At 45.7% G+C, this 25,407-nt stretch carries 20 protein-coding genes and 1 tRNA gene; 7 read left to right on the plus strand and 14 right to left on the minus strand.

The annotated features are described in order from the left end of the window. Positions 1 to 28: 28 nt before the first annotated feature. Complete coding sequence (locus tag R7E42_RS20005) at positions 29 to 1,111, minus strand: glycerol dehydrogenase (RefSeq protein ID WP_005379703.1); 1,083 nt, start codon at positions 1,109 to 1,111, stop codon at positions 29 to 31. Between the two features lie 353 nt (positions 1,112 to 1,464). Here R7E42_RS20005 and dhaK point away from each other — a divergent pair, with 353 nt between their 5' ends. The 3 genes from dhaK to ptsP are packed head-to-tail and all read left to right on the plus strand — an operon-like array spanning position 1,465 to position 5,575. After that, positions 1,465 to 2,523 (plus strand): dihydroxyacetone kinase subunit DhaK, encoded by a 1,059-nt coding sequence (dhaK, locus tag R7E42_RS20010; RefSeq protein WP_064353600.1) that lies wholly within the window; start codon positions 1,465 to 1,467, stop codon positions 2,521 to 2,523. A 15-nt stretch (positions 2,524 to 2,538) separates the two neighbouring features. Continuing rightward, complete coding sequence (gene dhaL / locus R7E42_RS20015) at positions 2,539 to 3,174, plus strand: dihydroxyacetone kinase subunit DhaL (RefSeq protein WP_005379705.1); 636 nt, start codon at positions 2,539 to 2,541, stop codon at positions 3,172 to 3,174. A 1-nt stretch (position 3,175) separates the two neighbouring features. After that, positions 3,176 to 5,575, plus strand: coding sequence for a phosphoenolpyruvate--protein phosphotransferase (gene ptsP, locus R7E42_RS20020; RefSeq protein ID WP_318072943.1), 2,400 nt, complete (start codon positions 3,176 to 3,178; stop codon positions 5,573 to 5,575). 80 nt (positions 5,576 to 5,655) lie between these two features. On the opposite strand, the gene dhaR is transcribed toward ptsP, so the two are convergent. The 5 genes from dhaR to R7E42_RS20045 form a co-directional block, all read right to left on the minus strand. Continuing rightward, positions 5,656 to 7,581: a dihydroxyacetone kinase operon transcriptional regulator DhaR gene (gene dhaR / locus R7E42_RS20025; RefSeq protein ID WP_158159547.1), complete on the minus strand. Its 1,926-nt coding sequence runs from the start codon at positions 7,579 to 7,581 to the stop codon at positions 5,656 to 5,658. Between the two features lie 145 nt (positions 7,582 to 7,726). Further along, positions 7,727 to 8,257 (minus strand): MltR family transcriptional regulator, encoded by a 531-nt coding sequence (locus R7E42_RS20030; protein ID WP_005379708.1) that lies wholly within the window; start codon positions 8,255 to 8,257, stop codon positions 7,727 to 7,729. 86 nt (positions 8,258 to 8,343) lie between these two features. Beyond that, positions 8,344 to 9,492, minus strand: coding sequence for a mannitol-1-phosphate 5-dehydrogenase (locus tag R7E42_RS20035; RefSeq protein ID WP_062730758.1), 1,149 nt, complete (start codon positions 9,490 to 9,492; stop codon positions 8,344 to 8,346). 111 nt (positions 9,493 to 9,603) lie between these two features. Next, a complete protein-coding gene (locus tag R7E42_RS20040; RefSeq protein WP_005379710.1) occupies positions 9,604 to 11,556 on the minus strand; it encodes a PTS mannitol transporter subunit IICBA in 1,953 nt (650 codons plus the stop codon). A 595-nt stretch (positions 11,557 to 12,151) separates the two neighbouring features. Continuing rightward, positions 12,152 to 13,915, minus strand: a complete 1,764-nt coding sequence (locus tag R7E42_RS20045) for a lysophospholipid acyltransferase family protein (RefSeq protein WP_017820256.1) — start codon at positions 13,913 to 13,915, stop codon at positions 12,152 to 12,154. A 233-nt stretch (positions 13,916 to 14,148) separates the two neighbouring features. On the opposite strand from R7E42_RS20045, the gene R7E42_RS20050 reads away from it, so the two are divergent. Beyond that, positions 14,149 to 14,868 carry an SIMPL domain-containing protein gene (locus R7E42_RS20050; RefSeq protein ID WP_005379714.1) on the plus strand — a complete coding sequence of 240 codons (720 nt, stop codon included), beginning with the start codon at positions 14,149 to 14,151 and terminating at the stop codon, positions 14,866 to 14,868. 43 nt (positions 14,869 to 14,911) lie between these two features. On the opposite strand, the gene R7E42_RS20055 is transcribed toward R7E42_RS20050, so the two are convergent. Then, entirely contained in the window at positions 14,912 to 15,961 is a 1,050-nt protein-coding gene (locus R7E42_RS20055; protein ID WP_213964155.1) for a DUF4382 domain-containing protein, read from the minus strand. A gap of 229 nt (positions 15,962 to 16,190) precedes the next feature. Between R7E42_RS20055 and R7E42_RS20060 the strand changes: the two genes are divergently transcribed. After that, positions 16,191 to 16,466 (plus strand): hypothetical protein, encoded by a 276-nt coding sequence (locus tag R7E42_RS20060; protein WP_005383040.1) that lies wholly within the window; start codon positions 16,191 to 16,193, stop codon positions 16,464 to 16,466. Between the two features lie 94 nt (positions 16,467 to 16,560). Here the strand turns inward: R7E42_RS20060 and R7E42_RS20065 are convergent, their stop codons facing one another. The 6 genes from R7E42_RS20065 to rpsU all read right to left on the minus strand — a co-directional run bounded on the left by R7E42_RS20065 (position 16,561) and on the right by rpsU (position 22,416). Continuing rightward, entirely contained in the window at positions 16,561 to 17,364 is an 804-nt protein-coding gene (locus R7E42_RS20065) for a MetQ/NlpA family ABC transporter substrate-binding protein (RefSeq protein WP_017633488.1), read from the minus strand. Positions 17,365 to 17,620: 256 nt separating this feature from the next. Then, positions 17,621 to 17,696: transfer RNA gene (locus R7E42_RS20070), tRNA-Ile, on the minus strand. Positions 17,697 to 17,851: 155 nt separating this feature from the next. Further along, positions 17,852 to 19,714 carry an RNA polymerase sigma factor RpoD gene (gene rpoD / locus R7E42_RS20075; protein ID WP_005395986.1) on the minus strand — a complete coding sequence of 621 codons (1,863 nt, stop codon included), beginning with the start codon at positions 19,712 to 19,714 and terminating at the stop codon, positions 17,852 to 17,854. Positions 19,715 to 19,813: 99 nt separating this feature from the next. Beyond that, positions 19,814 to 21,580, minus strand: coding sequence for a DNA primase (gene dnaG, locus R7E42_RS20080; RefSeq protein ID WP_054576656.1), 1,767 nt, complete (start codon positions 21,578 to 21,580; stop codon positions 19,814 to 19,816). Positions 21,581 to 21,729: 149 nt separating this feature from the next. Beyond that, on the minus strand, positions 21,730 to 22,173 hold the full coding sequence (locus R7E42_RS20085; protein WP_005379720.1) for a GatB/YqeY domain-containing protein: 444 nt from the start codon (positions 22,171 to 22,173) through the stop codon (positions 21,730 to 21,732). 27 nt (positions 22,174 to 22,200) lie between these two features. Continuing rightward, positions 22,201 to 22,416 carry a 30S ribosomal protein S21 gene (gene rpsU / locus R7E42_RS20090; protein ID WP_001145625.1) on the minus strand — a complete coding sequence of 72 codons (216 nt, stop codon included), beginning with the start codon at positions 22,414 to 22,416 and terminating at the stop codon, positions 22,201 to 22,203. Positions 22,417 to 22,646: 230 nt separating this feature from the next. Between rpsU and tsaD the strand changes: the two genes are divergently transcribed. Further along, the gene (gene tsaD, locus R7E42_RS20095; protein WP_005379854.1) at positions 22,647 to 23,663 is read left to right on the plus strand and encodes a tRNA (adenosine(37)-N6)-threonylcarbamoyltransferase complex transferase subunit TsaD; all 1,017 of its coding nucleotides are present in this window, start codon (positions 22,647 to 22,649) and stop codon (positions 23,661 to 23,663) included. Positions 23,664 to 23,839: 176 nt separating this feature from the next. Beyond that, the gene (locus tag R7E42_RS20100) at positions 23,840 to 24,655 is read left to right on the plus strand and encodes an alpha/beta fold hydrolase (RefSeq protein ID WP_017635973.1); all 816 of its coding nucleotides are present in this window, start codon (positions 23,840 to 23,842) and stop codon (positions 24,653 to 24,655) included. A gap of 34 nt (positions 24,656 to 24,689) precedes the next feature. Here the strand turns inward: R7E42_RS20100 and plsY are convergent, their stop codons facing one another. Continuing rightward, positions 24,690 to 25,301, minus strand: coding sequence for a glycerol-3-phosphate 1-O-acyltransferase PlsY (gene plsY / locus R7E42_RS20105; RefSeq protein ID WP_005379857.1), 612 nt, complete (start codon positions 25,299 to 25,301; stop codon positions 24,690 to 24,692). Positions 25,302 to 25,407: the final 106 nt, after the last annotated feature.

A 25,407-nucleotide genomic window follows, 5' to 3' on the forward strand; every position in this document is an offset into this window, starting at 1 on the left:
TTATTTAAGCCCACTTTAAGGGGGTGAGTTATTGACCCAACTGGTGAGCGGTTAGAATTGCAGAGTAGACATTTTCTGCCGTCACTGGGAATGGCATATTGTGGATGGTTTCTCCCTCGGCCGTTGAGGCTTCGGCGACCTCGCGCAACTTAGCGTGGTTAAGCTCTTTAACGCCCATATCAAATAAGTTGGTTGGTAGACCTACAGAGCGGCAGAATGCAAGAACCGTATTAATCTCTTCCATCGCTGCGTTTTCTAGTACCAGCTGAACTAGTGTGCCGAACGCGACTTTCTCACCATGATAGAGATGATGACACTCTTCAAGCTTAGTTAGGCCGTTATGAATAGCGTGAGCACCCGCTAGACCACTGCTTTCAAAACCGATACCGCTTAGGTATGTATTGGCTTCAATAATGTTTTCTACCGCTTTGGTGCTCACACCATTTTCTACCGCAGCTTTTGCTTTTACACCATCTTCAAGCAAGGTTTCATAGCAAAGTTTCGCAAGCGCTTGTGCTGAACGCGTCGCTAACCCACCAGCCATTGTTGCCTTACCAGAAGTCATGTTGGCACGAGCTTCAAAGTAGGTGGAAAGCGCGTCGCCCATCCCCGATACAAGTAAGCGAACAGGGGCTTTGGCGATGACTGACGTATCCATGATGACCATGTCTGGGTTTTTAGGGATCATCAAATATTCTGCAAATTCACCTTCAGGTGTGTATATCACCGCAAGCGCTGAGGTTGGTGCATCTGTCGAGGCAATGGTAGGAACCACCACGACAGGAATTTTGGTGTAAAACGCAACAGCCTTTGCTGTATCTAACGTTTTACCACCACCAATACCGACAATGACATCGTGTTTTTGAGTGGCACAAATGTCCGTGATGCGTTCAATCTCAACGCGCGAACATTCGCCACCAAAAATGTTCATAGTGAGTGGAAGCTTTTCGTCAGCAAAACTTTGCTTGACGTCATCACCAACCAGGTTAGTCACGAACTCATCGGCAATTACTAACGGACGTTCACCCAATGTTTTCACATAGTGAGCGATAGATGTAAGTACTTGTTCACCTTGGACGTATTTGCTTGGGCTGATAATAATTTTGTCCATAATTCAAACCTTTAACCTTTTTTATGTGTGTTTTGGGCTGCAATGGATATCCATTGTAGGGATAAGGTTTATATTAGGTTTGGTGTGGTAAGTGGTGAAGGATATCTCTGGTTTTGTTTCATGCTTTTATGACCTCTGTGTCAAACCGACTGTCAGAAGTAATAAGCATCAGCATGCTTTATGGCGACGATCACTATTCAGGAAAATTTGTCGTTTTTCGTTTCATATTGAAACAATAATGCCGAAGATTTCGTTTCAATATGAAACGAATTGATTGTTGTTGAGCACGATTTTTCTCTGTTTAAGATGAATTCATACCCTACATAAAAATATAAATGGAATGAGATAGAACGATGAAAAAGTTAATTAACCAAGTTGATGATGTTGTATTGCAGCAAATGGAAGGTCTGGCTTTATCTCGCCCAGAGCTAAAAGCGAACTACGAACCTCGTTACATGTGGCATGAGGAAACTCCGGGGCAAGTGGCACTGGTTTCTGGTGGTGGCTGTGGTCATGAACCTTTGCACGCTGGTTTTATTGGTAAAGGCATGCTGACAGGCGCCTGCCCAGGAGAGGTATTTACTTCACCTACGCCTGATCAAATGTACGAATGTGGTAACCAAGTGAATACCGGTGAGGGCGTGCTGTTTATCATTAAAAACTACACCGGCGATGTGTTGAACTTTGAAACGGCCGTGGAGTTGCTTCATACCGATGGCATCAAAGTTGGGTCGGTGTTGGTGGATGACGATGTTGCAGTCAAAGACAGCCTATACACCGCTGGTCGCCGTGGCGTTGCTGGAACGGTATTGGTTGAAAAGTTAGTTGGGGCTGCCGCGAGCAAAGGTTATTCGTTGGAGCAATGTGAAGCGCTGGCTCGTCGCGTTAATAATCACTGTCGTTCATTTGGCGTGGCGCTTAATGCTTGTGTTGTACCCGCAGCAGGTAAACCATCTTTTGTTCTGGAAGATGATGAAGTGGAGTTTGGTGTTGGTATCCATGGTGAACCAGGTATCAAGCGAGTGAAATACACCGATGTCGATACGTTAGTGGATGAAATGTTTGCTGAAGTTGCTGAAAACACACCTTATCAGCGCACATTGCGTATTTGGAATCGTGACGAAGGTGAATGGGATGAAGTGGAATCCAGCATTGAGCCTTTCGCCGCTGAACACAACTACATCGTGATGGTGAATGGTATGGGTGGTACGCCAACTTCAGAGCTTTACGGAGTGTACCGCCGTCTGGCTCATAACTGCGAGCAAGCAGGGTTCCGTATCGTGCGTAATATGGTTGGTAACTTCTGTACGTCACTCGATATGGAAGGCGTTTCGATTACGTTGCTGAAGGCAGACAAAGAGATGTTGGAGCTGTTTGATGCTCCTGTCGATACGGCTGCGATCAAGTGGTAAGAGGGGGGAGCAAACATGCAAATTGAAAAACAACATATCGTTCACTGGCTAGAGTTATGTGCAAAAACGTATCAAGAGAATCAAGATTTTCTGACCGACCTTGATCGTGATATTGGTGACGCCGACCACGGTCTCAATATGAACCGTGGCTTTAAAAAAGTCGCGGAAAAACTGCCGCAATTTGCGGACCAAAATATCGGCAGCATTCTCAAGAATACGGGCATGACCTTGCTTTCTAGTGTCGGTGGGGCAAGTGGCCCGCTGTATGGCACGCTGTTTATTCGTACGGCTGCCGCTGTCGGAACTCGAGAGCAACTAACGTTTGAAGAGTTGGTCGATGCACTAAAAAGCGGTGTGGATGGCGTGGTGTCTCGTGGTAAAGCGGAACTGGGTGATAAAACCATGTGTGATGTTTGGTTACCCGTTTTAGTTAGCGTGAAGGCGTCGTTAGAAAATGGCATGAGCGCCGATCACTTACTGAATGAAATGGTTGAGCTAGCAGAAACGAACGCGGTTGCCACGATTGAAATGTTGGCGAAAAAAGGGCGAGCAAGCTATCTGGGGGAACGTAGTATTGGCCACCAAGATCCCGGTGCAACCTCTTCTTTGTTAATGATTAAAGCACTACAGCAGGCAATAGCAGGTAATTAAGATGGTGGGAATTGTAGTTGTATCTCATAGTCGTCGCCTTGCAGAAGGGGTGGCCGAACTTGCCACCCAAATGACGCAAGGCAAAGCCAAGCTTGCGATTGCTGCTGGGATTGATGATCCAGAGAACCCGATCGGAACCGATGCCATTGCCGTGATGGAAGCGATTGAGCAGGTACAAGGTCAACAAGGGGTTGTTGTGTTGATGGATCTTGGCAGCGCGTTGCTTAGCACGGAAATGGCTCTGGACCTGATTGATGATCATGTGAGGGAAAATGTCACCCTTATCTCGGCACCTATTGTTGAAGGAACCATGGCGGCGTCGGTGGCTGCCGCCGCCGGACTGCCTTTATCGACGGTAGTCGAAGAGGCACAGAATGCGTTAAGCGTAAAACAAGAGCACCTTGGTGATCAGCCACTAACATCCGCTGAGATAGCGCCAGTATCAGAGAACTTTGAGCAAGAATGGACATTTGATTGGGTAGTGCAAAATCCGCATGGATTACATGCTCGTCCCGCTGCGGCCATTGTTGGTGCACTCGCGCCTTTTGACTGCCAATTATGGTTGAAAAAAGGCGAGCGCCGTGTGAACGCGAAAAGCTTAAACAGCATTGCGAAACTTGGCGTTCGTAGCCAAGAGACGATCACGCTGTGCGCACTCGGCTCTCAATCCAGTGAAGCAATCAAGGCATTTGAAGCCTTAGCTTATGAGCACTTCGGAGAAAAAGAGGCGGTTGAGCAAGGCATTATCGAACCTGAAGAAAGTTCAGATACTCTGCTCGATGGCATGGCCTCAAATCAGATTGAAGGTGCTGTTGTTGGTATTCGAGTCAATGACGGTATCGCTACTGCTCCTGCTGTCCTTTTTACTCATGAAATGCCAGCAGTGCCTGAACGTGATTTCCAAAGTGAACAAGATGAAATTGAACGGGTTAAGCGTGCGATAGGCGTGGTTGTTCAACATTTGCAGGAGCAAGCGAAGCAGCCGAAAGGGGAAATATTTGCTGCTCATAGCATGATGCTCAGTGACCCAGAATTATGGGCATCGGTCGAGTCGCGAATTCAAACGGGCATGATAGCCGAGCAAGCTTGGGTAGAATCACTGCAAACGTTGGCCGAAGAGTTTCGCCAGGCAGAAAGTCAGTACATGCGGGAACGCGAAGCAGATGTACATGATATCGCACGCCAAGTTATGGTCGAAATGACAGGCGTAACGCCTAATGCCATCGACATTCAGGAACCGAGTATTTTGTTGGCCCGCGACCTGATGCCTTCTGATGTGGCCGGGCTTGATAAATCGAAAGTGCTTGGTATCTGTTTGAGTGAGGGAGGGAAAACCTCTCACAGTGCGATTCTTGCTCGTGCGATGGGGATTCCTGCCATCGTTAAAGCTCAGGGCTGCCTTGATGCTGTGCGTGCTGGTCAAGTGGTGACTATTGATGGCTTCCGAGGGCATTTATGGTTCTCTCCTTCAGATGCCGTACAGCAGGAATTAGAAGCTCAGCAAATTGAGTGGCAAAGCATCCGACAACGTGCATTAGCGAGTGCTCAGCAAGCCGCAGTCACCTGTGATGGTGTCCATATTCCAGTACTCGCCAATATTGGTGGACCGAAAGATATTGATGATGCACTAACATCAGGAGCTGAGGGCGTTGGTCTATTTCGGACTGAGTTTCTATTTCAAAACAGTGATGAGTTGCCGACTGAGGAAGCGCAATACCAAGTGTATCGTGATATTGCAGCCGCACTTGGTGATAAGCCACTTACGATTCGTAGTCTAGATGTTGGCGGTGATAAGCCTTTAGCCGCTTATCCTATGCCAGCAGAAGATAATCCATTTTTAGGTTTGAGAGGGGTGCGGTTGTGCCTTCAACATGAGTCATTGTTTACCGCTCAACTTCGAGCCATTCTGAGAGCCTTTCACGAGCAACCGAATATTCAATTGATGATACCGATGGTGGCTCAGGTTGAAGAAGTGAGAAAAGTAAAAGTGCTGTTGGCGCATCAAGCAAACCAACTCGGCTTGGATGCGACTCATTTGCCCGTTGGTATTATGATTGAGGTACCAGCCGCGGTGTTAAATGCTGATGCGTTAGCCCAAGAAGTCGACTTTTTCTCTATCGGCACCAATGATTTGACTCAATATGTTATGGCCGCCGATCGAGGTAACGCCGCTGTTGCTGAATTGGTGAACTACTTTGAACCATCGGTACTAAAAGCCATTGAGCTCACGTGTGCAGCAGGCGATCGCGCGGGCATACCGGTTAGTATGTGTGGTGAGATGGCTGGCGATCCAAATGCCACAGAAACATTGCTTTGCGTGGGGTTGCGAAAATTCAGCGCCAGTTCGAGTATGCTCCCGGGACTAAAAGCGCAGATTCGTCAGTTGTCTGTCGATGTTTAATCGATACCTTATCGTTAGTACATCTGTACCGGCGTGCTTACGCCGGTTTTACTTTTGTTCTAGGAACGCCAATTCACGACTTAATACAGCTTCATTTGCTCCTGCAGCCCAAACTTATTAATTTTTCTCCATAAGGTCGTGCGGCCAATTTGCAATGCTTTCGCCATATCATGCATTTTGCCATCACACTGATTCCAAGCTTGAACGATAGCTCTTCTCTCGGCTTCTTCTAACGTGATTACTGGCGTATTTTCTGCGGTATGGCGAGAATTCAGTTTAATGTCTTCAGGAATATCGTTCAGCTTGATTAAGTTCGAACTGCGATTAAGCAAAATTCGCTCAGTTCGGTTTCTTAATTCGGAGTTATTGCCTGACCAACGAAAATTCATCAACGCTTCCAGTGCGACTGGCTCTATCGAGATAGTCACATTGTGGCGGCGTTCGTAATGGCTGATAAGCTGCTGGACGAGAAATTCAATGTCTTCTTTACGCTTTCGTAGTGGTGGAATGTGCAGCTCGTTCGAGGAGATTTCATAATAAAGTTGCCGACCAAATGAGCGCTGAGTGACATACTCGCTGATCTCTGAAGCGGTGCTCGTGATAAGTTGAAAGTCTACGGGGATCAATCGCAAACTGTCGCTGCGGCTGACGAGCCCAGTTTTTAACAACTTAAGTAGCACGGCTTGTAAATCGGGCGACAGATATTCCACCTTTTCTAAAAAGAGCGTACCGCCATGGGCGAGCTCAAACTTTGAAGGCATGCCTTGCCCTTCGTCATACCCCAGAGTTTCTTTGACCAGTTGCTCTGTATTGATGGAGCGGCAGTTGAGCGTAATGAACGGCCCTTCTTTGTAGGTGCTTTCGTTATGAATCGCCATGGCGAGAGTGGCTTTTCCTACACCTTCTTCACCCGTAATTAGAATCGGTGATTTGGACTTTATGGCCCGTTTTGCCACGGTAATGACATGCTTCATTTTTCGTGAAATGACGGGCAAAGTGCTGAACGTATAGCGCGCACTGCCACCTATTTGTTGTTGAGCAAGTTCGCGAATTTTATCGATAGGGTGCAAGAACAATAAGTGTGTGCCGTCGTTGAGTGGACGCAAGGTGATGATCGCCTCAACAAACTCGCCACGAACCTCTACCGTTGTGAGTTTACGGTTTATGCTCGCACCTGACTCAATACTAGTAAGGACATTCGGTGGGAAGCGCAAAACAGAAAAGACTTCTTTATCCAAGACCTGACTGGCTTCAATGTTTAACAAACGCTCGGACTGGTGATTTACCATGGTGATGCGATTTTCTTCATCCCACGCTAGAAGGCCGTCATCCATGCACTCTAACGTTGCGTTATGCGCACAAGTGAGGCGGTTCATGTTCTCTTGTTCCGACTGAATGTGGATTTGCAAGCTGACTTCTTTCGCGCTCGACGCGATGATGACTAAGTCTTCTTTCTTATAGCTTTCCGCTTTTCTGAAAAGGCATGTTGTACCGCGTAATTTGCCAAATTGGTCAAAAACAGGCGCCGCTACAGAGGCATAAGAGTGCAAGTGGCGATTGAAATGTTCGGCGGCAAAAACTTCACACGGGATATGAGTATTGATACAGAGATTGACTGCATTTGTGCCTATCTTTCCTTCGGAGAGAAAACAGCCTTGTTTTATGCCGAGCGTTTGCATCTCTTGTCGCATAGAGTCGTGCCCGACGGTGGAGAGAATACAGCCGTTGCCATCGGTTACCATCAATACCAGGTCTTCGTCCCCTAGCATGTCGTAAGTGTCTTCAAGTACGGTCGTGGCGCATTCGATGAGATGTTCGTTGCGCTTCATTAGAGATGAGAAGGTAAATCCAGAGGCAATATGTGGTTTTGACCAGGTGTAAGGGCTGCATTGCTTTATGCAACGCTCCCACGACTCGAGGACGGGAGTGCGGGAAAATTCTGGAGATACCCAGTGGTGTTTCTGGAAAAACTCCCACTTAGTTTTAGTGTCTTCGATTGAAAGCATGCGATACCGTTTCAATACTAGCGATAGATTGGTCTGATGTTACAGAGACATCGGAATATGGACTGTGATGGCTTTCACGCACGTTGTATAGAAGAATGTGCAAAAAGAGGGGCGAGTTGAGGAGGCTTCCTTGCCAGTTTTTCGATTAAAAAGGGCTGTCTTTGCCGAGCTCATTGCAAATCTCGACAATGGCAAGTGAGAGCCCTGACTTAATGATTTGTTGTTGACGTTGCAGTTGTAGCTGATAAAACTCAAGGTCGATGTCGTCATCTGGTTCGCTGACTTCCAGTTGTACCATGCCCATTTTCTTCACCAAGTGCAGTTTCTTAATTGGTTCTAGAATATTCGGGTCAGTGAATTCGTAATCTGAAGCGTCACTATTGAGTTGGTTTTTGAGTTTGATGATGTCTTCGATGTCGTGGTAAATGTCATCGGGGAGCACTCCCAAGCCAAACAATAACTTCAAACGAACAGACAGATCGCCCAGCGGTCCAGAGTCTTGTAGCAGCGGACCGACAACCGATTGAACAGCGAAGTTATCTTTACGAAAGATTCTTTGCACCAACCCGTCGATCGAATCGTTAAAAACGTCGACTGCTGCAATGAAAAAGCCTCGTACCGATGGTGCGCTGTTTAATCGCTCAATGATCTCGGTTTCGTTGATGTTATCTGCCATATACTGAATACATTTCTAATTATTAGCTATCCCAACTCTTCAAGCAGAGAAGGACATAGAAGGGGAGCCGAGCTCCCCTAGGTAAATCAAAGTTGGTTGTAAAGTGTCTCGATTTGAGCCACTTCAGCACTGTCTTCTGCAAGACCTGTGTATGTCGCTAGCGTCTTCTTCACACCCACTTCTTTTAATGAGTTTTGTAGCTCTACGGCTTGTGGGTCAGTGTCGTTAGTGTACTTCAACGCAGCGGCAATGCCTTTCAAAAGTGTTTGATTTTCAGTGCCATACTCAATTGTACCGAGTAAAGGCTTCACTAATCTATCGTTTGCACCCAATTTTCGAATTGGTTGACGACCTACGCGATCCACCTCATCCACTAAGTATGGGTTGGCAAAGCGTCCTAAAATCTTCTCGATGTAGGCGTTGTGCATGTCACGGTCGAAGCCGTAACGTTTGATCAGCACTTCACCACTCTCTTGCATCGCCTGTTTTACTTCAGCGTGAATGCTTGGGTCTTCAATTGCTTCACGAATGGTACGATGGCCTTTCAAGCAACCTAGGTAAGCGGTAATGCAATGGCCTGTATTGAGAGTGAATAGCTTGCGTTCTACGAATGCCATTAGGTTGTTGGTTCTTTCCATGCCAGCTATGTCAGGGATTTCGCCCTTGAATTGCTGCTCATCCACAATCCATTCGCTAAAACTCTCTACAGTGACTTCTAGTGGGTCATCGTTCGCCGCTTCTGCTGGTGGTACGATACGGTCTACCGCTGAATCGACAAAGCCAACCAACTCGTCTGCTTTCGCGTGCAATGATTCATCCAAGTGTTTATACACTTCACCTTTTAGGTGTGTGGTGCCACGAACCATGTTTTCACACGCTATGATGTTCAATGGTTTATCGTTACCTGCTGCAAAGCGTTTAGCAATGCCGGTAGCGATGGTTTTTGCAATGATGTCCAGTACGTTAGGGCCAACCGCTGTTGTTACCAAGTCGGTTTTTACAATGCGGTCAATGACATCTTCACTGGCTGAGTTAACCGCGGTGACGTGAGTTACTGTGTCGATTTGGCACTCAGTACCGACCACTTTTACTTTGTATTCTTGCTTGTGACTCAGTTGGTCGACGAGTGGAGCGTCAACGTCTGCGAATGTCACCTCGACTTCTGCGTCTGCTAATAGTTTACCGATGAAGCCACGACCAATGTTACCTGCGCCAAAATGAACTGCGTTTTTCATAATTCTTACCTACCAATGTCTAAAATGTTGACTTACGAAACTAGGGGGAGGCCAACCGCATAGGGGGTGACAGCTGACCTCATTTGCCTCAGGAGCAAATTAAAGGGGTAATTAAGCCGCTTGTTGACCGCCAAGGATGTTTAGAATCTCTTCCACATCGTTGGTGCTGGTTAGCTTCTCAATTGCCTCCGGCTCATCGAGCGCGTTCGTAATGGTGGTAATCACCTGGATGTGCTCATCGTTCTTAGCGGCAATGCCGATAACCAGTTTCGCAACATCGTCGTCGTCTTCAGTAAATTGGATACCCGATGGGTATTGGCAGATTACAATGCCGGTTTTCTTCACGCGGTCTTTCGCTTCCACCGTACCGTGAGGCACTGCGATAGATTCGCCTAGGTAAGTTGGAACCAATGCTTCACGCTCAAACATCGCGTCTACGTATTCTGGTTCTGCGTAGCCAAGTTCGACCAACTTGTTGCCCGCGAAGCGAATCGCTTCTTCTTTGTTGGCAGCTTTCAAACCTAGGTGAATGTTTTCACGCTGGATTTGGAACACCGACGTTTGCTGTGGCTCGAAGTTGTCGTCGTTTGCTGCCACGAGCGAAACTTTTACCATTTGGTCGTCATTGGCTGCGGATTGGTTTTGCGCTGCTAGTAGTTTGGTGACTAGCTGGTTGTACATCTCGCTATCTAGGAAGTTAGTCAATGAAATGTGGTGTGCGTTTGGAGCATGCTTACGTGCACGATCCGTTAAGTCTTTATGAGTAATCACGATATCTGCACTCTCTGGTAAGCTGTTAATGGCAAGGTTGGTTACGTGGATGTTCAGACCTGCGTCTTGAACCTTTTTGCGTAGCATGCTCGCGCCCATTGCACTCGAGCCCATGCCCGCATCACAAGCGACAATGATGCTTTGTACTGTCGCTAGGTCTACGTCACCTTTGCTTTGGCTGTTTACCACCGCATCGTTTTTAGATGCAGATTTCATGTCTTTCATTTGTGATGTTGCTTTTTCTAGTGCTGCTTCATCACCGTCTTCTTCTGTTGACGTTTGAGTCTTCATTAGCAGTGCTGCTACGGCGAATGACACGCCTGTTGCTGCTGCGATAGACGCTAGAACACCAACGATTGAGCCTTTCTGAGTCATCAACAAGATTGCAAAGATTGAACCTGGTGATGCTGGAGAAACGATACCTGCGTTAAAGATAGTTAGTACGAATACGCCAGTCATACCACCTGCGATAGCCGCAAGGATTAGGCGAGGGTTCATTAGGATGTATGGGAAGTAAATCTCGTGGATACCGCCGAAGAAGTGGATGATTGATGCACCACCTGCCGTTTGACGAGCCGTACCTTTACCAAACACCATGTAAGCTAGCAGGATACCAAGACCAGGACCTGGGTTTGCTTCGATTAGGAAGAAGATCGATTGACCTGTTTCAGACGCTTGCTGGATACCCAGTGGAGAGAAAATACCGTGGTTGATCGCATTGTTTAGGAAAAGGATCTTCGCAGGCTCAACGAAGATTGAAGTCAGTGGTAGTAGGTGAGCAGAAACTAGGAAGTTAACGCCTGCCGCCAAGCCACCAGAAAGAATTTTTACGAATGGACCGATAAAGATGAAGGCAAGGATCGCACATAGCATGCCGATGATGCCCGCAGAGAAGTTGTTAACCAACATCTCGAAGCCACTTTTTACTTTACCATCGATGTAGTTATCGAATTTCTTGATAGCCCAGCCGCCCATTGGGCCGACCATCATTGCGCCCATAAACATTGGGATGTCTGTGCCTACAATCACACCCATTGTTGTGATTGCACCGACTACCGCACCACGATCGCCACCAACTAATTTACCACCGGTGTAACCGATAAGTAGTGGCAGCAAGTAGGTAATCATTGGGCCAACCATAGAGGCTAATGTTTCGTTTGGTAGCCATCCCGTTGGGATAAATAGAGCAGTGATAAAGCCCCACGCGATAAACGCGCCGATGTTTGGCATTACCATGTTTGACAGAAAACGACCAAAATTTTGTATCTTGATCTTGGCATCTGGTGATATCATAACAATTCCCCGTTCGATGTTCTGATGAATCTTGTTGTAGTAAACGGTTCGCCAAAACCGTTTGTTTGATTGCTTAGTACCCAATCAATTTACCACACATTTTCCAATTGGAACTGACAACGGGTTTTTCGTGATCTACGCCCGCATTTCTTAGGCTGAGAAACGGTTTTTAAGTGACCAAGTTCAACTTATTAACTTGTAACTTAATAACAAAAAGCCACTTTTAAATCTGTCAATAAAAATCTTAGTGATCAATCCGATCTTCTGACAAATTTAAAATCAAAATACTTTGTGACTTTGATCACTTTTGATTTTTTTTGAAATTCGAATTAAATACTTGTAATGATCAATGTCACGTTTTGTGTTGAGTTGTGGTGGATTTAAAGTGTGATCTGGATCTGTTTTTGTTTTTTGTGAAAGTTTGTGACGGAATTGGTGAGATAAATGCTATCTAGATCTTTCGATAGATTGTATCTATAAGAGCCTTTTCGGCGCACTTCACGGAGCACGCCTAATTAGTTGATGAAAGGGTAAATAAAGAGAGTCGCCACACGGTTCTTCTTGTGATTCCCAACTCTCTACTTAATCACTGTTCTTAATCATCGTTGCTATTAGTATGATAGACGAGGTAGTCATGAGCTTGCTCGCGTCCCATATACCTTGCCAACGTCTTTTCTTGAACATCGCGCAAATCCACCATAATCAATCCATCTAGAGCGTTATTGAATGCAGGGTCGACGTTGAAGCATACCAGCTTGCCATTGAGGCTTAAGTACTGACGCAGCAAAACGGGCACTCCTTTCCCTTCATCGATTCTGGCAATGACACGTGACAATAGCTGTAAATCACCCAGAGCAGTGAGCATGCTGGTGTTCCAGTCACGGTGGTGCTCAGGAAGTGGGTTAGAAGGTGTGACGTACTCTGCGCAATTGTTGTCGTAGTGGTGCAGTGTCATTGATTGAGCCAGTAATTGACGTGCAGTATCGCTATAATCGTTGCTAATGCTTACCGGACCAAATAGGTGAGTGTAATCTGGGTTTTGATGAACGAACGTTGCGATGCCTTTCCACAGTAGCAGTAGCGCGCTCATGCTCTTTTGATATTGATGTGCAATCACAGAGCGCCCCATCTCAATGGATTTACCCATTTGGTCGATAAAGCGTTGGTCATAGTTAAACAACGTTCGTGAATACAGACCTGCTACGCCGCGCTTTTCAATCAGTTGATCAACCAGACCTAAACGATACGCGCCCACCAAGCATTGGTTCTCTCTGTCCCACACAAACAGATGCAGGTAATCATGATCGAAATGGTCAATGTCTATTGCTAGTCCAGTCCCTTCGCCAACTTGTCGGAAATTGAGCTCACGTAGGCGACCAATTTCATGCAGTAGGGAAGGGATACTCTGCGACTCCGTGCAGTAAACATCGAACTCACCACTTGTTAGCAGCTTGGACTCTTTTGGTAAGTTGTTCAGCTCTTCAAGCAATTCGCCTACGGGTAACCCTGCCGCTATTGGAGAGAGCATTTCTGATGAAGAAGAAGGCTTCACTGAATGGGTTTCACGATTGAGCAAGTAAGTGTTGAGCCGCAAATAGTTCACCACTTGATCATCGTTAAGTGTGTTGATCTCTTTGAATTTGATCACTTGGCCAAAAGATAAATCGATGGTTTGCGCATGTTTGTTTAGCAACTCTCGACCAAGCAGTAGGGTACGCAAAAGTGGATGGATTTTCCCTGCCATATAGAAGCGTTTCGAGTTCTGGCCACTGATGAATACTGGAACTGTCGTTGCTTTGTTTTTGCGAATTAGGCTACTTACGCTTCGACTCCACGCTTTGTCTTCCAAGCGTTGCTGTTTGGCATCGACTAACTGGGAAACCTCACCGGCAGGAAAGACAAGCAATAAGCCGCCACTTGCGAGGTGTTTATTAGCCGCTCTGAGGGCCTTCATATTTGATTTGACGGCGTCTTTGCCTTCAAACACATCGACACCAATGAAGAGCTGATCTAACTCTGGTACGGTTTTCAGGTATTGATTGGCTAGAATTTGGATATCGTCTCGTACCATCAACAAGAGTTCGGCCAAGATGACGCCTTCCACACAACCAAGCGGGTGGTTCGCCACAATGACGGTAGCACCTTGTTTAGGCACTGAGTCGAGTGAACCATGAGCAATGCGATAATCGATACCTAAAATATCCAACGTGAAGCGGAGAAAAGTTTTGGTATCGGCATTAACGGGGCGTTGAGCGTAGAACTTATCAAGCTGGTTTAAACCGGTTGCCCATTCAGCAACGTTTTCACCAATGCCAAACGGCGTTTTACGAGGGAGACGAAAAGGGGTTGAACTATCCATATTTACCTCAGCGTACAAGTTGCTGATTGGATAGTAGAAATTACAGATGACAGTTAAGAGGCAAAAGCATGAGCCTTTGGTGACAAACCAATGAAGCTTTATTGACTAAAGAAAACGGTATATCACTGTGCTATGAATCAAAACTCGCGTTATGTCTCCCTCTTAAAACAATAGATAGGCTATCTTATCTAGAACAAAGATTAAGCTAAGTTGATATTTATCAGGGGGAAATAATGGAACGAGTTTCCAATAAAGCAGCACTTTGGATTGGGCTAAGTTTGATACTTGGTCTTGGCATCCTTGGCTATTTTATGCAGCAGACGGCGGTGAAATACCGAGCCTATGAAAGAGTCGTGACAGTAAAAGGTTTGTCGGAGCGTGAGTATCCTGCTGATACGGTGATTTGGCCGATTCAATTTACTCTAGCGAGTAATGATATGGGAGCCATGTTTGATGAAATTGACCAGCAAACCCGTTTGATTTTGGACTTTCTAAGTGCCAAAGGGCTTCCTGAAACCAGCGTTTCCCTTTCTTCCCCAGCGGTCATTGACAGAAAAGCACAGCAATATGGGAGCGAGCAAGACATTGAGTATCGTTATTTGGCCTCGCGAACCGTTACGGTTTACAGCCAGAGTGTTGATGTTGTTCGAGCGGCAATCAATGAAATAGGTGAGCTAGGAAAACAAGGCGTTTTGCTTAACCAAGATCCTTATGCAAATCGTGTTGAGTATAGCTTTACTAAGCTGAATGATGTGAAGCCAGACATGATCGAAGAAGCGACTAAGAATGCGCGTGAAGTGGCTGAGAAATTTGCGAAAGACTCACAGAGTTCACTGGGTAAGATCAAACGTGCAACTCAAGGGCAGTTCTCGATTTATGACCGAGACAGCAACACGCCTTACATTAAGAAAGTACGAGTGGTATCGACGGTTCAATATTACCTTTCTGACTAAGTAAAAAGCCGCTCAGTACGAGCGGCTTTTTTAATATGGTGACTTAAAGAATTGGATTAATGTCCTGAGTTGTCAGTTCTGCCTCGACAACATCAACTGGCGTGTAGTGCTGGTAAATCAAGAAACCGTCTTCTGAAGTTTCATGAGCGTCTGGCGTATCAATATACGCAGTACATGTGTAGCCAATGCTGTAAGTACCCGGGCCGATGTAACCAAACTCGTAGCTGTAGGTTGTATTACCTTCTTCGTCTTGCGATTCATTCACGTTAGCTACCGCAACTGGCGCGTTGAGTGGATCTGTCGCACCCATATCGCCCATGGTTGAGCGATCCATTGAACCTGCATATAGGTAAACAGAGTGAACGGCAGGAACGTCATTTATTGCATTTGATGCTGCACTGTCTGCTTCACACGCTTGATACTGAATTTCACTGACTTCACCACTAATATGACCTGATTCTGATGCGTTTACTAAGCTTACCGCATTAGAGTTCATGTTCATGTAATCTTTGCCTGTTGGATCCGCCAGACCTTTGCGTAAGTCAAACTCGACAACATAGCTATTATGACCAGTATGAACTTTTACATACTGACCTTTTTGCGAAAACTTTAAGCGACCTTGATCGCTCATATCTGGTTTAAAACCAAAACAGCTGCCTCGGCTAGGTACAACTAAGCCTTTGATGTTGCCGTCTGTCTTCTCTACGTATGACAGTGTTGTATCGTTTAATTGTTTGCCGTCTTTAGCGTACACACACATAGCATAATCACCAGGAGCGATGTCCTGTTCGTGAATGATCGTTTTAGCGTTGCTTCCCTGATATTCCATTAGATCAACTTGGTGTAGTGCTCCATTGTCACTAGCATCTAACAGAATGTGTTCTCCAGTTTGCTCGCCAGTTTCAGGGTCAAATGGTACAAGGACAACATCTTGAAACGCTAAAACGACTTTGTTGGCATCGTCGACAGGAGCATCGGAAACGCTGAGAGAAAAAGTGGCTGCTTCTGTATCGGATGAAGAGTCGTCGCTACCGCAGCCCGTCAATAAAAGACCACCTGAGATAGCAAGTAAAGGATAGGTATATTTTTTCATTATGACCTCTTGTTTACACTGCTGATAAATGTAAAAGGCTAGTCTCAAAGTCGAGAAATGATGTCATTGTATTGTGATAGACAGGTCAATCTTCAATGGTGCTATATACAAGTCCTTTTTTATAAAACTAAGTTCTTAACTGTGATGAGGGGAGTTTGATGATAGTCAAGCTGGCTTCTTTCTTATGAGCGTAAGTTAGTATGACTTATTGCTAGAAGGAATTAGTATCATGGCATACAAGCACTTTATTAGAGAACTACTGGGTTTAGCGATCGTTGTCTCTGTCGTCTTTGGCGTATTAGGCGTGATGTTAGAGCTCTTCGCACTGACAGCACTTTGGGAGCATCAGCAAACGATAGCCGATGTTTTCTTCCATGAATCTCTCTACTTCATCGTATTTTTAATCCCACCATACTTCCTCTGGAAGTTGATTAACCGTCCTGAATTGGTTTCTGCTGACCAAGCTTATTTGGCTATGAAGTTAGAGGCTGAAAGTCGACAATGAGTCGATTTAGTGAGTAATGAAAAGAAGAGGCTATGAGGAAACATTAGCCTCTTTCCTATCTGATTAGTGAGCAAAGTATTCGTTGCTTTATTGATTAAAAAGCTGCTTCTATTGTGCCTTTGAACGTACGATCGAGGTAATCACGAATTGCTTGAGATTGGTAAATAGAAACGAACTTTTTATACGCTTCATTATTTTTGTCTGCGTCACGAGTGGCGATGACCATGACTGCTAATGGGGCGTCTTTTGCTTCAAGATAGATACTTTGTTTCTTCGGATCTAAACCAGAAGACATTACGTAGTTCATTGTAATCGCAGCCGCGTCCACATCATCTAATGTTCTTGGTAGCTGAGCGGCATCTACCTCGACAAATTCAAATGATTTTGCGTTTTTTGTGATATCAGTTAGGGCGGCTTTATGGCCAACACCCTGTTTCAGCTCAATTAAACCTGCATCGGCGAGTAGCAACAGACCACGACCACCGTTGGTAGGGTCATTTGGAAGCGCTATACGTGCATTGTTTGGAAGCTCTTGCAGTGAGCGATACTTATTGGAATAAAGCCCCATACGCATAAGAATGGACTGACCAATTGATACTAATTGGGCGTTATGGCTACTGTTGAAGTTGTCTAAAAATGGCTGGTGCTGATAGCTATTAATATCGATGCTACCATCGCTAAGAGCGGCATTAGGTGTCACGTAGTCAGAAAACTCAATGACTTCGACATTCAAACCTTGCTTTGCTGCCTCCTTCGCTACCGCCTCGACTACTTGTGCATGTGGTCCAACTGTCGCGCCCACTTTAATGACAGAGTCATCTTTTTCTCCACAAGCGCTTAAGCCGACTACTGCCGTGAGAATCAAAGCTAGTTTCTTTAAGTGACCAATACTTTTCATTGTAGCTCCATTTTTTGTTTTAGACGTCCATACGTTTGTATGTCCATCCTATCAGAAGTTGTCTGAGGGTCAATGGTTTAAATCACGAGCAGACATTTTGTTTCTATTGCTCGTATAGAGAGCCAGATAATAGTTAAAGAAGAGGGGAAGAGGAAAAGCTATTACGAGGTTAGTGACGAGTTACCGCAACTGTACCCAAAGATATAAGATACAAAAAAAGCGTAGTAGGTATTAACCTGCTACGCCTTTCGGAATATGGTGGCCCCTCGCAGACTTGAACTGCGGACCAATCGATTATGAGTCGACTGCTCTAACCACTGAGCTAAGGGGCCTTAATAGGACAACGATTATAGGGGAAGCGTTGCAAGGTGTCTAGATACCAACTAGGGCAATTGCGCTTAGTTTTTATCCACTTAGAACAGTAGATAATAAAAAAGGTGACCTAAAGTCACCTTTTTTGATTTCTAAAAGCTTGTATGCGCTGCGATTATTCGTCTAGGAAGCTGCGCAGAGTCTCTGAGCGGCTTGGGTGGCGAAGTTTACGTAGTGCTTTTGCTTCGATCTGACGGATACGCTCACGAGTAACGTCGAACTGCTTACCAACTTCTTCTAGAGTATGGTCAGTGTTCATGTCGATACCAAAGCGCATACGAAGTACTTTCGCTTCACGTGGCGTTAGACCTGCAAGCACGTCTTTTGTTGCCACCTTAAGGCTAGTTGCAGTTGCAGAATCTAGCGGAAGTTCTAGCGTTGTATCTTCGATAAAATCACCTAGATGCGAATCTTCGTCGTCACCGATTGGTGTCTCCATTGAGATAGGCTCTTTAGCGATTTTTAGAACTTTACGAATCTTGTCTTCTGGCATTTGCATGCGCTCTGCCAGTTCTTCCGGTAGTGGCTCGCGACCCATCTCTTGCAACATTTGACGAGAGATACGGTTTAGCTTGTTGATCGTTTCGATCATGTGTACCGGAATACGAATCGTACGTGCTTGGTCCGCGATTGAACGAGTGATTGCCTGACGGATCCACCACGTTGCGTAAGTCGAGAACTTGTAACCACGACGATATTCGAACTTATCTACCGCTTTCATCAGACCGATGTTACCTTCCTGGATCAGATCCAAGAACTGTAGGCCACGGTTGGTGTATTTCTTCGCGATAGAAATTACAAGACGCAAGTTCGCTTCAACCATCTCTTTCTTCGCACGGCGAGCTTTTGCTTCACCGATAGACATACGACGGCTGATGTCTTTAATGTTCTGTACGTTTAGAGAAGTCTCTTCTTCAATCATTTTTAGCTTAGCGATTGAACGACGGATTTCTTCTTCGTTACGTTTGATCTTTTCAGCGTATGGCTTGTCTGAAGCAAGAACTTCATCCAGCCAAGCTTCACTTGATTCATTACCAGTGAACAGCGCGATGAATGATTTCTTCGGCATTTTGCCGTATTCAACCACTGACTTCATGATCAGACGCTCTTGTGTACGAACGCGATCCATAGCAGTACGCAGTTCATTCACTAGGTGATCAAACTGTTTAGGCGTTAGACGAAACTCGCGGAATACGTCTAGCATCATTTCATTAGCAACGGTTGCTTTCGGGCTGTTATAGCCGTACTCGTTGATTGCTAATTGAAGATTTTGATAGGTGCTGCGTAGTTGGTTGAATTTCTCTAGCGCTAATTCTGGATCGATACCTACATCTTCTTCAGAATCATCTGAATCGTCATCGCTATCTTCGTCGTCATCAACGTCTTCATCGTCTTCTTCTTCTAACTGAGATTCAGTCAGTTCAGAACCGATGTGTGTTGCCGTTGGTGCAGCGGTGTCGTCAGCATCTGGATCTACAAAACCTGAAATTAGGTCTGTAAGACGTAGTTCTTCAGCTTGAACTTTGTCAAATTGCTCAAGAATGTACGGAATTGTGCCTGGGTATTCAGCAACAGACGATTGAACTTGGTTAATACCTTCTTCAATACGTTTTGCGATGTCGATTTCGCCTTCGCGAGTTAGAAGTTCGACAGTACCCATCTCACGCATGTACATACGTACTGGGTCTGTTGTACGACCAATCTCACTCTCTACGCTAGAAAGTGCAGCGGCTGCAGCTTCGGCTGCATCTTCATCGGTAATATTTGTGTCATCGTTCAGTGCTAAATCATCAGCATCAGGAGCAGTTTCTACTACCTTAATGCCCATGTCGTTGATCATCTGAATGATGTCTTCTACCTGTTCTGAATCTACGATTTCAGCAGGTAGGTGGTCATTTACTTCGGCGTAGGTCAGATAGCCTTGTTCCTTGCCTTTAATAACAAGTGACTTTAGCTGTGACTGCGGATTGTGATCCATAGACGGTATCCAACTTCGTAATCTGGTGAAGGAATCAGTATGCGAAATGCAAACCACTTACTATAACAAATTAAATCGTTGCTGACTAATTAAACAGGGTTACGCTTTTAAATCTAGCATAAGTGCTAGCAGCTCCCTTTTCTCTTCGGCTGATAAACCGACACTTCTTGCTTTGGCCTGCAGGTTTTCAATTTGTTTTTCTACGCACTGGGCAATAATTTTATCCAGTGAGTCTAAAAAGATTTCTTCTTGGTTGTCCTCATCGAGTGGAATGTCCCAACTCGCGAGACGAGACAGAAGGGTCTCATTTTGGCTGTTTCGCCAATGCTCTAATAATTGGCCTGTGTTGATATGGGGATGCGCTTGGCATTTATCAAGTACATCAACAAATAAACTTAGACCAGGAATGGGCAAATCTCTAACGCTAGTTAGATCTGGCACCATACTTACGTATTGTGGGTTTTGAATCAGTAACGCGATCACTTCTCGCATCGGCGTTCGCTTGATTTCTTTATGAGGTTGAGGCCTTTTATCCTCTTTACCTTGTTTTGAAATTAGCTGCTGTAGTTGGCGTTCATCAACCAAACCCAAACGGCGGCCAAGCAATTCTCTCAAGTATAGTCTTAAAGTGCCGCCAGGGACTTTATCAATGAGAGGAACCGCAAGAGTACTCAGTTTTGCCATGCCTTCTTTCGTGCTCATGTCGACCTGCTGAGTCAATGAGCTGAACATGAATTCAGACAAGGGCATCGCATTAGACACTTGCTGCTCAAATGCTTGTTTTCCGTTTTGTCGGATATAAGAGTCGGGATCTTCTCCATCCGGCAAAAACATGAATTTTAACTGGCGACCATCCGTTAGGTAAGGCAATGCATTTTCCATGGCACGCCACGCGGCTTCACGGCCTGCGCGGTCACCGTCATAACAACACACGACGGTGCTTGTTTGCCTGAATAACACCTGCAAGTGATCGCCCGTTGTCGAGGTTCCTAATGAGGCAACGGAATAATCTACGCCATATTGAGCAAGCGCGACAACATCCATATAGCCTTCAACCACTAAAATTTGTGGTGGCTCACGATACGCTTGTAGTACTTCATAAAGGCCATACAACTCTTTACCTTTATGAAATATCGGGGTTTCGGGTGAGTTGAGATATTTTGGTGTCCCATCACCTAATACTCGACCACCAAAGCCTATTACTCGGCCGCGTCTGTCTCGAATAGGAAACATCACTCGACCACGGAATCGGTCGTAGCGGTTGCCTTTATCGTTTTCAATCAACATGCCGCCTGTGACGAGCATGTCTTGGTTTTCTTTATTCTGGCCAAAGTTCTTACGAACTAAATCCCATTCATCAGCCACATAGCCGATGCCAAACTTCTGGACGATTTCACCAGACAGGCCACGATCTTTTAGATACTCAATCGCCACCTTACTTGCTGGCTGTTTGAGTTGGTTACGATAAAATTGAGCAATGCTGCCCATTAAGTCGTATAGGTTACGTTTTTCACTGCTGCTTGCTTGTGGGCCTGACTGAAACGAACCATTACCGCCGCCACGTTGTTCTCGAGGAACATCTAAACCCAAGTATGAAGCGAGTTCTTCAATGGCTTCGACGAATTCTAGTCGGTCGAATTCCATCAAAAAATCGATGGCATTTCCGTGCGCGCCACAACCAAAACAATGGTAGAACTGCTTTTCTTGACTGACACTGAATGAGGGTGTCTTTTCGTTGTGGAAAGGGCAGCATGCGCCGTAGTTTTTGCCTTTTTTCTTAAGTTTCACACGTGCGTCGATGATATCGACAATATCAAGTCGAGCTAGAAGGTCATCGATAAAACTGCGAGGGATGTGTCCAGCCATAAAACCTAACAAAAAAAGAAGATGATGAGTGGAGTGAATGCCTTAAAAGAATGAGCGTATTGCCCATTGATTTCATTCCATCCATCCAGATACAAACAAGCCGTGCGCTCCAAAGGATAGCACGGCTTGCTGCAATTGGGTGGGGTACCTTAAGCCAATTTAGCGCGAACTAAACCGCTTACTTTACCCATATCTGCACGCCCTTGAATTTGCGGTTTCAGAACGCCCATTACTTTGCCCATGTCTTGCATGCCAGCTGCGCCAGATTCAGCAATCGCGTTCTCGATGAGAGCCGCTACTTCTTCGTCTGTCAGTGGTTGAGGCATAAAGTCCTCAAGAACGGTAATTTCTGCTTGTTCCGCATCAGCAAGATCTTGACGACCCGCTGCTTCAAACTGCGCTACAGAATCGCGACGTTGTTTAACCATCTTGGTCAATACTGCAAGAATGTCGTCATCGTTCAGAGTAATCTGTTCGTCAACTTCACGTTGCTTGATTGCTGATAGGGCTAAACGAATAGTACCAAGGCGCAATTTGTCCTTGGCTTTCATCGCTAATTTTTGCTCTTCTTTGAGTTGATCAATCAGAGCCATAACTAAATTCCTTTTGGAGCTCAGTTATTAGTACAGGCGAACGCGACGAGCGTTTTCGCGAGCTAGCTTCTTAGCGTGACGCTTTTGAGCTGCTGCTTTAGCGCGTTTGCGAACTGTAGTTGGTTTTTCGTAGTGCTCACGACGACGCACTTCAGAAAGGATACCTGCTTTTTCGCAAGAGCGCTTAAAACGACGTAGAGCAACGTCGAACGGTTCGTTTTCACGTACTTTAACTACTGGCATATGCCTTTCACCTCAGGGGTTATTCGTTAACGCTGGTATTCAACAGACCAAATCACAATTGTTAGGTCTCTTACCAGCTTGATCAAAAATGGTGCGGAATTTTAATCCGATCACAACTACTTTGTAAAGCCTTTTGTCGATTATTGTCTGTACAAAATTTGTTTGCAGCACCAAGGCGAGGTAATATGACGCCCAAATTTCCTCTATACAGAAAGCATACTGAGAAAACCATGCGCATTATTGGTATTGAAACCTCTTGTGACGAGACTGGCATCGCAATTTATGACGATGAAAATGGTCTCTTGTCACACAAGCTATATAGCCAAGTAAAACTGCACGCAGATTACGGCGGTGTGGTGCCTGAGTTGGCTTCACGTGACCACGTAAAGAAAACCATTCCTCTTATTAAAGAGGCACTAAAAGAAGCGAACTTAACTTCAAAAGACATCGATGGTGTCGCGTATACCGCGGGGCCTGGTCTTGTTGGGGCGCTATTAGTGGGTGCGACTATCGGTCGCAGTATTGCTTATGCTTGGGGAGTGCCAGCGGTACCTGTTCATCATATGGAAGGTCACCTATTGGCCCCAATGTTGGAAGATAACCCTCCACCGTTCCCGTTTGTGGCGGTATTAGTATCGGGCGGTCACTCTATGATGGTGGAGGTGAGAGGCATCGGTGAGTACAAAATTCTAGGTGAGTCGATTGATGATGCGGCGGGCGAAGCGTTTGATAAAACAGCGAAGCTAATGGGTTTGGATTACCCAGGCGGTCCACTATTATCTAAACTGGCGGAAAAAGGTACACCGGGCCGCTTTAAGTTCCCGCGTCCAATGACGAATGTGCCAGGTTTGGACATGAGTTTCTCTGGTCTAAAAACCTTTACGGCTAACACGATTGCTGCAAACGGTGATGACGAGCAAACTCGCGCGGACATCGCATTAGCATTTGAAGAAGCTGTGTGTGCTACGTTGGCTATTAAATGTAAGCGCGCGCTTGAGCAAACAGGCATGAAACGTATTGTTATTGCTGGTGGTGTGAGTGCTAACCGTCGTTTGCGAGCTGAGTTAGAGAAGTTAGCGAAGAAAGTTGGTGGCGAAGTTTACTACCCACGTACTGAGTTCTGTACAGATAACGGTGCGATGATCGCTTACGCAGGCATGCAGCGCTTGAAGAATGGCGAAGTGGCTGATATGTCAGTAGAGGCTCGTCCACGTTGGCCAATTGATCAACTAACACCTGTCGCTTAATCAAATTTATGCGGTAAGTTTGAAACCGGTTCTGTGTAATAAAGGTCTCTGCTCCTCAGAGGCCTTTATTTTTAATTATTCAATGAACCGCCTCGTTTTACATTCTGACTGATGCGATCAGTTCGCTATTGTTTCAATGTTAGGATGACGTGGAAGAATAAGAAATGGATATAACAATGAATAAGTTTGAAATTGAAGGTCAGCAACTTGCTTATCTAGATAAAGGTGAGGGCCCTGTGCTTCTATTTGGTCATAGTTACCTTTGGGATAGCCAAATGTGGGCGCCGCAAGTTGAGGTTTTAAGCCAGTCATTCCGTTGTATTGTGCCAGATCTTTGGGCACATGGTGAATCGGACGCTGCACCTGCATCGACACAGTCATTGGCCGACTATGCACAACATATGTTGGCATTGATGGATCATTTAGATATCGAAGAGTTCTCGATAGTGGGCTTATCTGTTGGCGGCATGTGGGGAGCAGAGCTAACGGCTCAAGCGCCGCAACGTGTTAAGTCACTGGTATTGATGGATACCTTCATTGGCTGGGAGCCAGAAGTTACGTATAAGAAGTATTTTGCAATGCTTGATACCATCAGCCAAGTCCAAGCAGTGCCTGCGCCAATTATTGAAGCCGTTGTGCCGCTGTTCTTTGCCAACAACGTCAATCAGGATAACCCTGAACTTGTCGCTTCATTCAAACGCAGTTTAGAAGAGCTGAACGGTGAGCGTGCGGTGGAAGTCGCTCGCATAGGGCGTATGGTGTTTGGTCGCCGGGATGTGATTGAGGATTCGGAAAAATTTGCTCTGCCGACGTTAATTGCAGTGGGCTGTGAAGATAAACCACGTCCAGTTTTTGAATCTTATTTAATGAAAGACTGTATCACAGGCAGTGAGTTGGTGGAGATTCCCCAAGCGGGACATATCAGTTGTTTAGAACAACCTGAGTTCGTCAACCAGATGTTGTTGAACTTCCTGAATCGAGTTCATGCGTAACCAATGCATCCTTCTTTAAACGAAAAGCTCGGCATTAAGCCGAGTTTTTTTGTGTCAGTTTTTTCTCGCCGATTTTTGGCTCGTCGCCAGATAAAAGCCGCCGAATATTTTGATGATGCTTAAATACGATTAAGCAGCACAGCATAGCAACAGGTAACGTGTATTGCGGTTTAAACATCCAAGTATAAAACGGAGTGACCAAAACCGTGACGAGAGCCGCTAAGGATGAATAGCGGAATAGCGCGGCTACTGACAGCCAAGTTAACATTACCAATCCAGTTAAGTCCAAACCAATCGGAGCGATAGCGCCAAGCGCGGTTGCGACACCTTTTCCGCCTTTAAAGTGGAAAAAGATGGGGTACATGTGGCCAAGACAGGCAGCAATGGCGATGACGCCAAGAATGATAGGGTCGATACCAAGAAAGTATCCGCCCCACACGGGGATAGTGCCTTTGAGCATATCGCACAACAAGACTGAAACAGCGGCTCCTCGTCCGCCAATACGCAATACGTTCGTTGCTCCAGGATTGTTAGATCCCACACTGCGTGGGTCTGGCAGTTTTAAGAGTCGACAGATCAAAACCGCACTGGAAACCGAACCTAATAAATAGGCGGCCATTGTCATTATCAGTGCCAGTGCGTCCATAGAAGTCCTTGATGGATTGGAATTTAATGCTCGGTTCCCGCGTAGTTGCTATCATACCCCGAATTTACATAATGCAGAAATCCTCACTGTGATAGAGCTTGCATTA

The sequence above is a fragment of the Vibrio sp. Vb1337 genome, from assembly GCF_033338715.1.
In the GTDB taxonomy this organism is placed as follows: domain Bacteria; phylum Pseudomonadota; class Gammaproteobacteria; order Enterobacterales; family Vibrionaceae; genus Vibrio; species Vibrio alginolyticus.

What these genes read in the sequence shown, in the direction of transcription:
- tsaD (WP_005379854.1), top strand. Translation starts at nt 22,647, where the DNA reads ATGCGCATTATTGGTATTGAAACCTCTTGTGACGAGACTGGCATCGCA.
- dnaG (WP_054576656.1), bottom strand. Translation starts at nt 21,580, where the DNA reads ATGGCTGGACACATCCCTCGCAGTTTTATCGATGACCTTCTAGCTCGA.
- rpsU (WP_001145625.1), bottom strand. Translation starts at nt 22,416, where the DNA reads ATGCCAGTAGTTAAAGTACGTGAAAACGAACCGTTCGACGTTGCTCTA.
- R7E42_RS20045 (WP_017820256.1), bottom strand. Translation starts at nt 13,915, where the DNA reads ATGGATAGTTCAACCCCTTTTCGTCTCCCTCGTAAAACGCCGTTTGGC.
- R7E42_RS20005 (WP_005379703.1), bottom strand. Translation starts at nt 1,111, where the DNA reads ATGGACAAAATTATTATCAGCCCAAGCAAATACGTCCAAGGTGAACAA.
- R7E42_RS20030 (WP_005379708.1), bottom strand. Translation starts at nt 8,257, where the DNA reads ATGGCAGATAACATCAACGAAACCGAGATCATTGAGCGATTAAACAGC.
- dhaK (WP_064353600.1), top strand. Translation starts at nt 1,465, where the DNA reads ATGAAAAAGTTAATTAACCAAGTTGATGATGTTGTATTGCAGCAAATG.
- R7E42_RS20100 (WP_017635973.1), top strand. Translation starts at nt 23,840, where the DNA reads ATGAATAAGTTTGAAATTGAAGGTCAGCAACTTGCTTATCTAGATAAA.
- R7E42_RS20065 (WP_017633488.1), bottom strand. Translation starts at nt 17,364, where the DNA reads ATGAAAAGTATTGGTCACTTAAAGAAACTAGCTTTGATTCTCACGGCA.
- plsY (WP_005379857.1), bottom strand. Translation starts at nt 25,301, where the DNA reads ATGGACGCACTGGCACTGATAATGACAATGGCCGCCTATTTATTAGGT.
- R7E42_RS20050 (WP_005379714.1), top strand. Translation starts at nt 14,149, where the DNA reads ATGGAACGAGTTTCCAATAAAGCAGCACTTTGGATTGGGCTAAGTTTG.
- R7E42_RS20085 (WP_005379720.1), bottom strand. Translation starts at nt 22,173, where the DNA reads ATGGCTCTGATTGATCAACTCAAAGAAGAGCAAAAATTAGCGATGAAA.
- dhaR (WP_158159547.1), bottom strand. Translation starts at nt 7,581, where the DNA reads ATGCTTTCAATCGAAGACACTAAAACTAAGTGGGAGTTTTTCCAGAAA.
- R7E42_RS20040 (WP_005379710.1), bottom strand. Translation starts at nt 11,556, where the DNA reads ATGATATCACCAGATGCCAAGATCAAGATACAAAATTTTGGTCGTTTT.
- dhaL (WP_005379705.1), top strand. Translation starts at nt 2,539, where the DNA reads ATGCAAATTGAAAAACAACATATCGTTCACTGGCTAGAGTTATGTGCA.
- R7E42_RS20035 (WP_062730758.1), bottom strand. Translation starts at nt 9,492, where the DNA reads ATGAAAAACGCAGTTCATTTTGGCGCAGGTAACATTGGTCGTGGCTTC.
- R7E42_RS20055 (WP_213964155.1), bottom strand. Translation starts at nt 15,961, where the DNA reads ATGAAAAAATATACCTATCCTTTACTTGCTATCTCAGGTGGTCTTTTA.
- R7E42_RS20060 (WP_005383040.1), top strand. Translation starts at nt 16,191, where the DNA reads ATGGCATACAAGCACTTTATTAGAGAACTACTGGGTTTAGCGATCGTT.
- ptsP (WP_318072943.1), top strand. Translation starts at nt 3,176, where the DNA reads ATGGTGGGAATTGTAGTTGTATCTCATAGTCGTCGCCTTGCAGAAGGG.
- rpoD (WP_005395986.1), bottom strand. Translation starts at nt 19,714, where the DNA reads ATGGATCACAATCCGCAGTCACAGCTAAAGTCACTTGTTATTAAAGGC.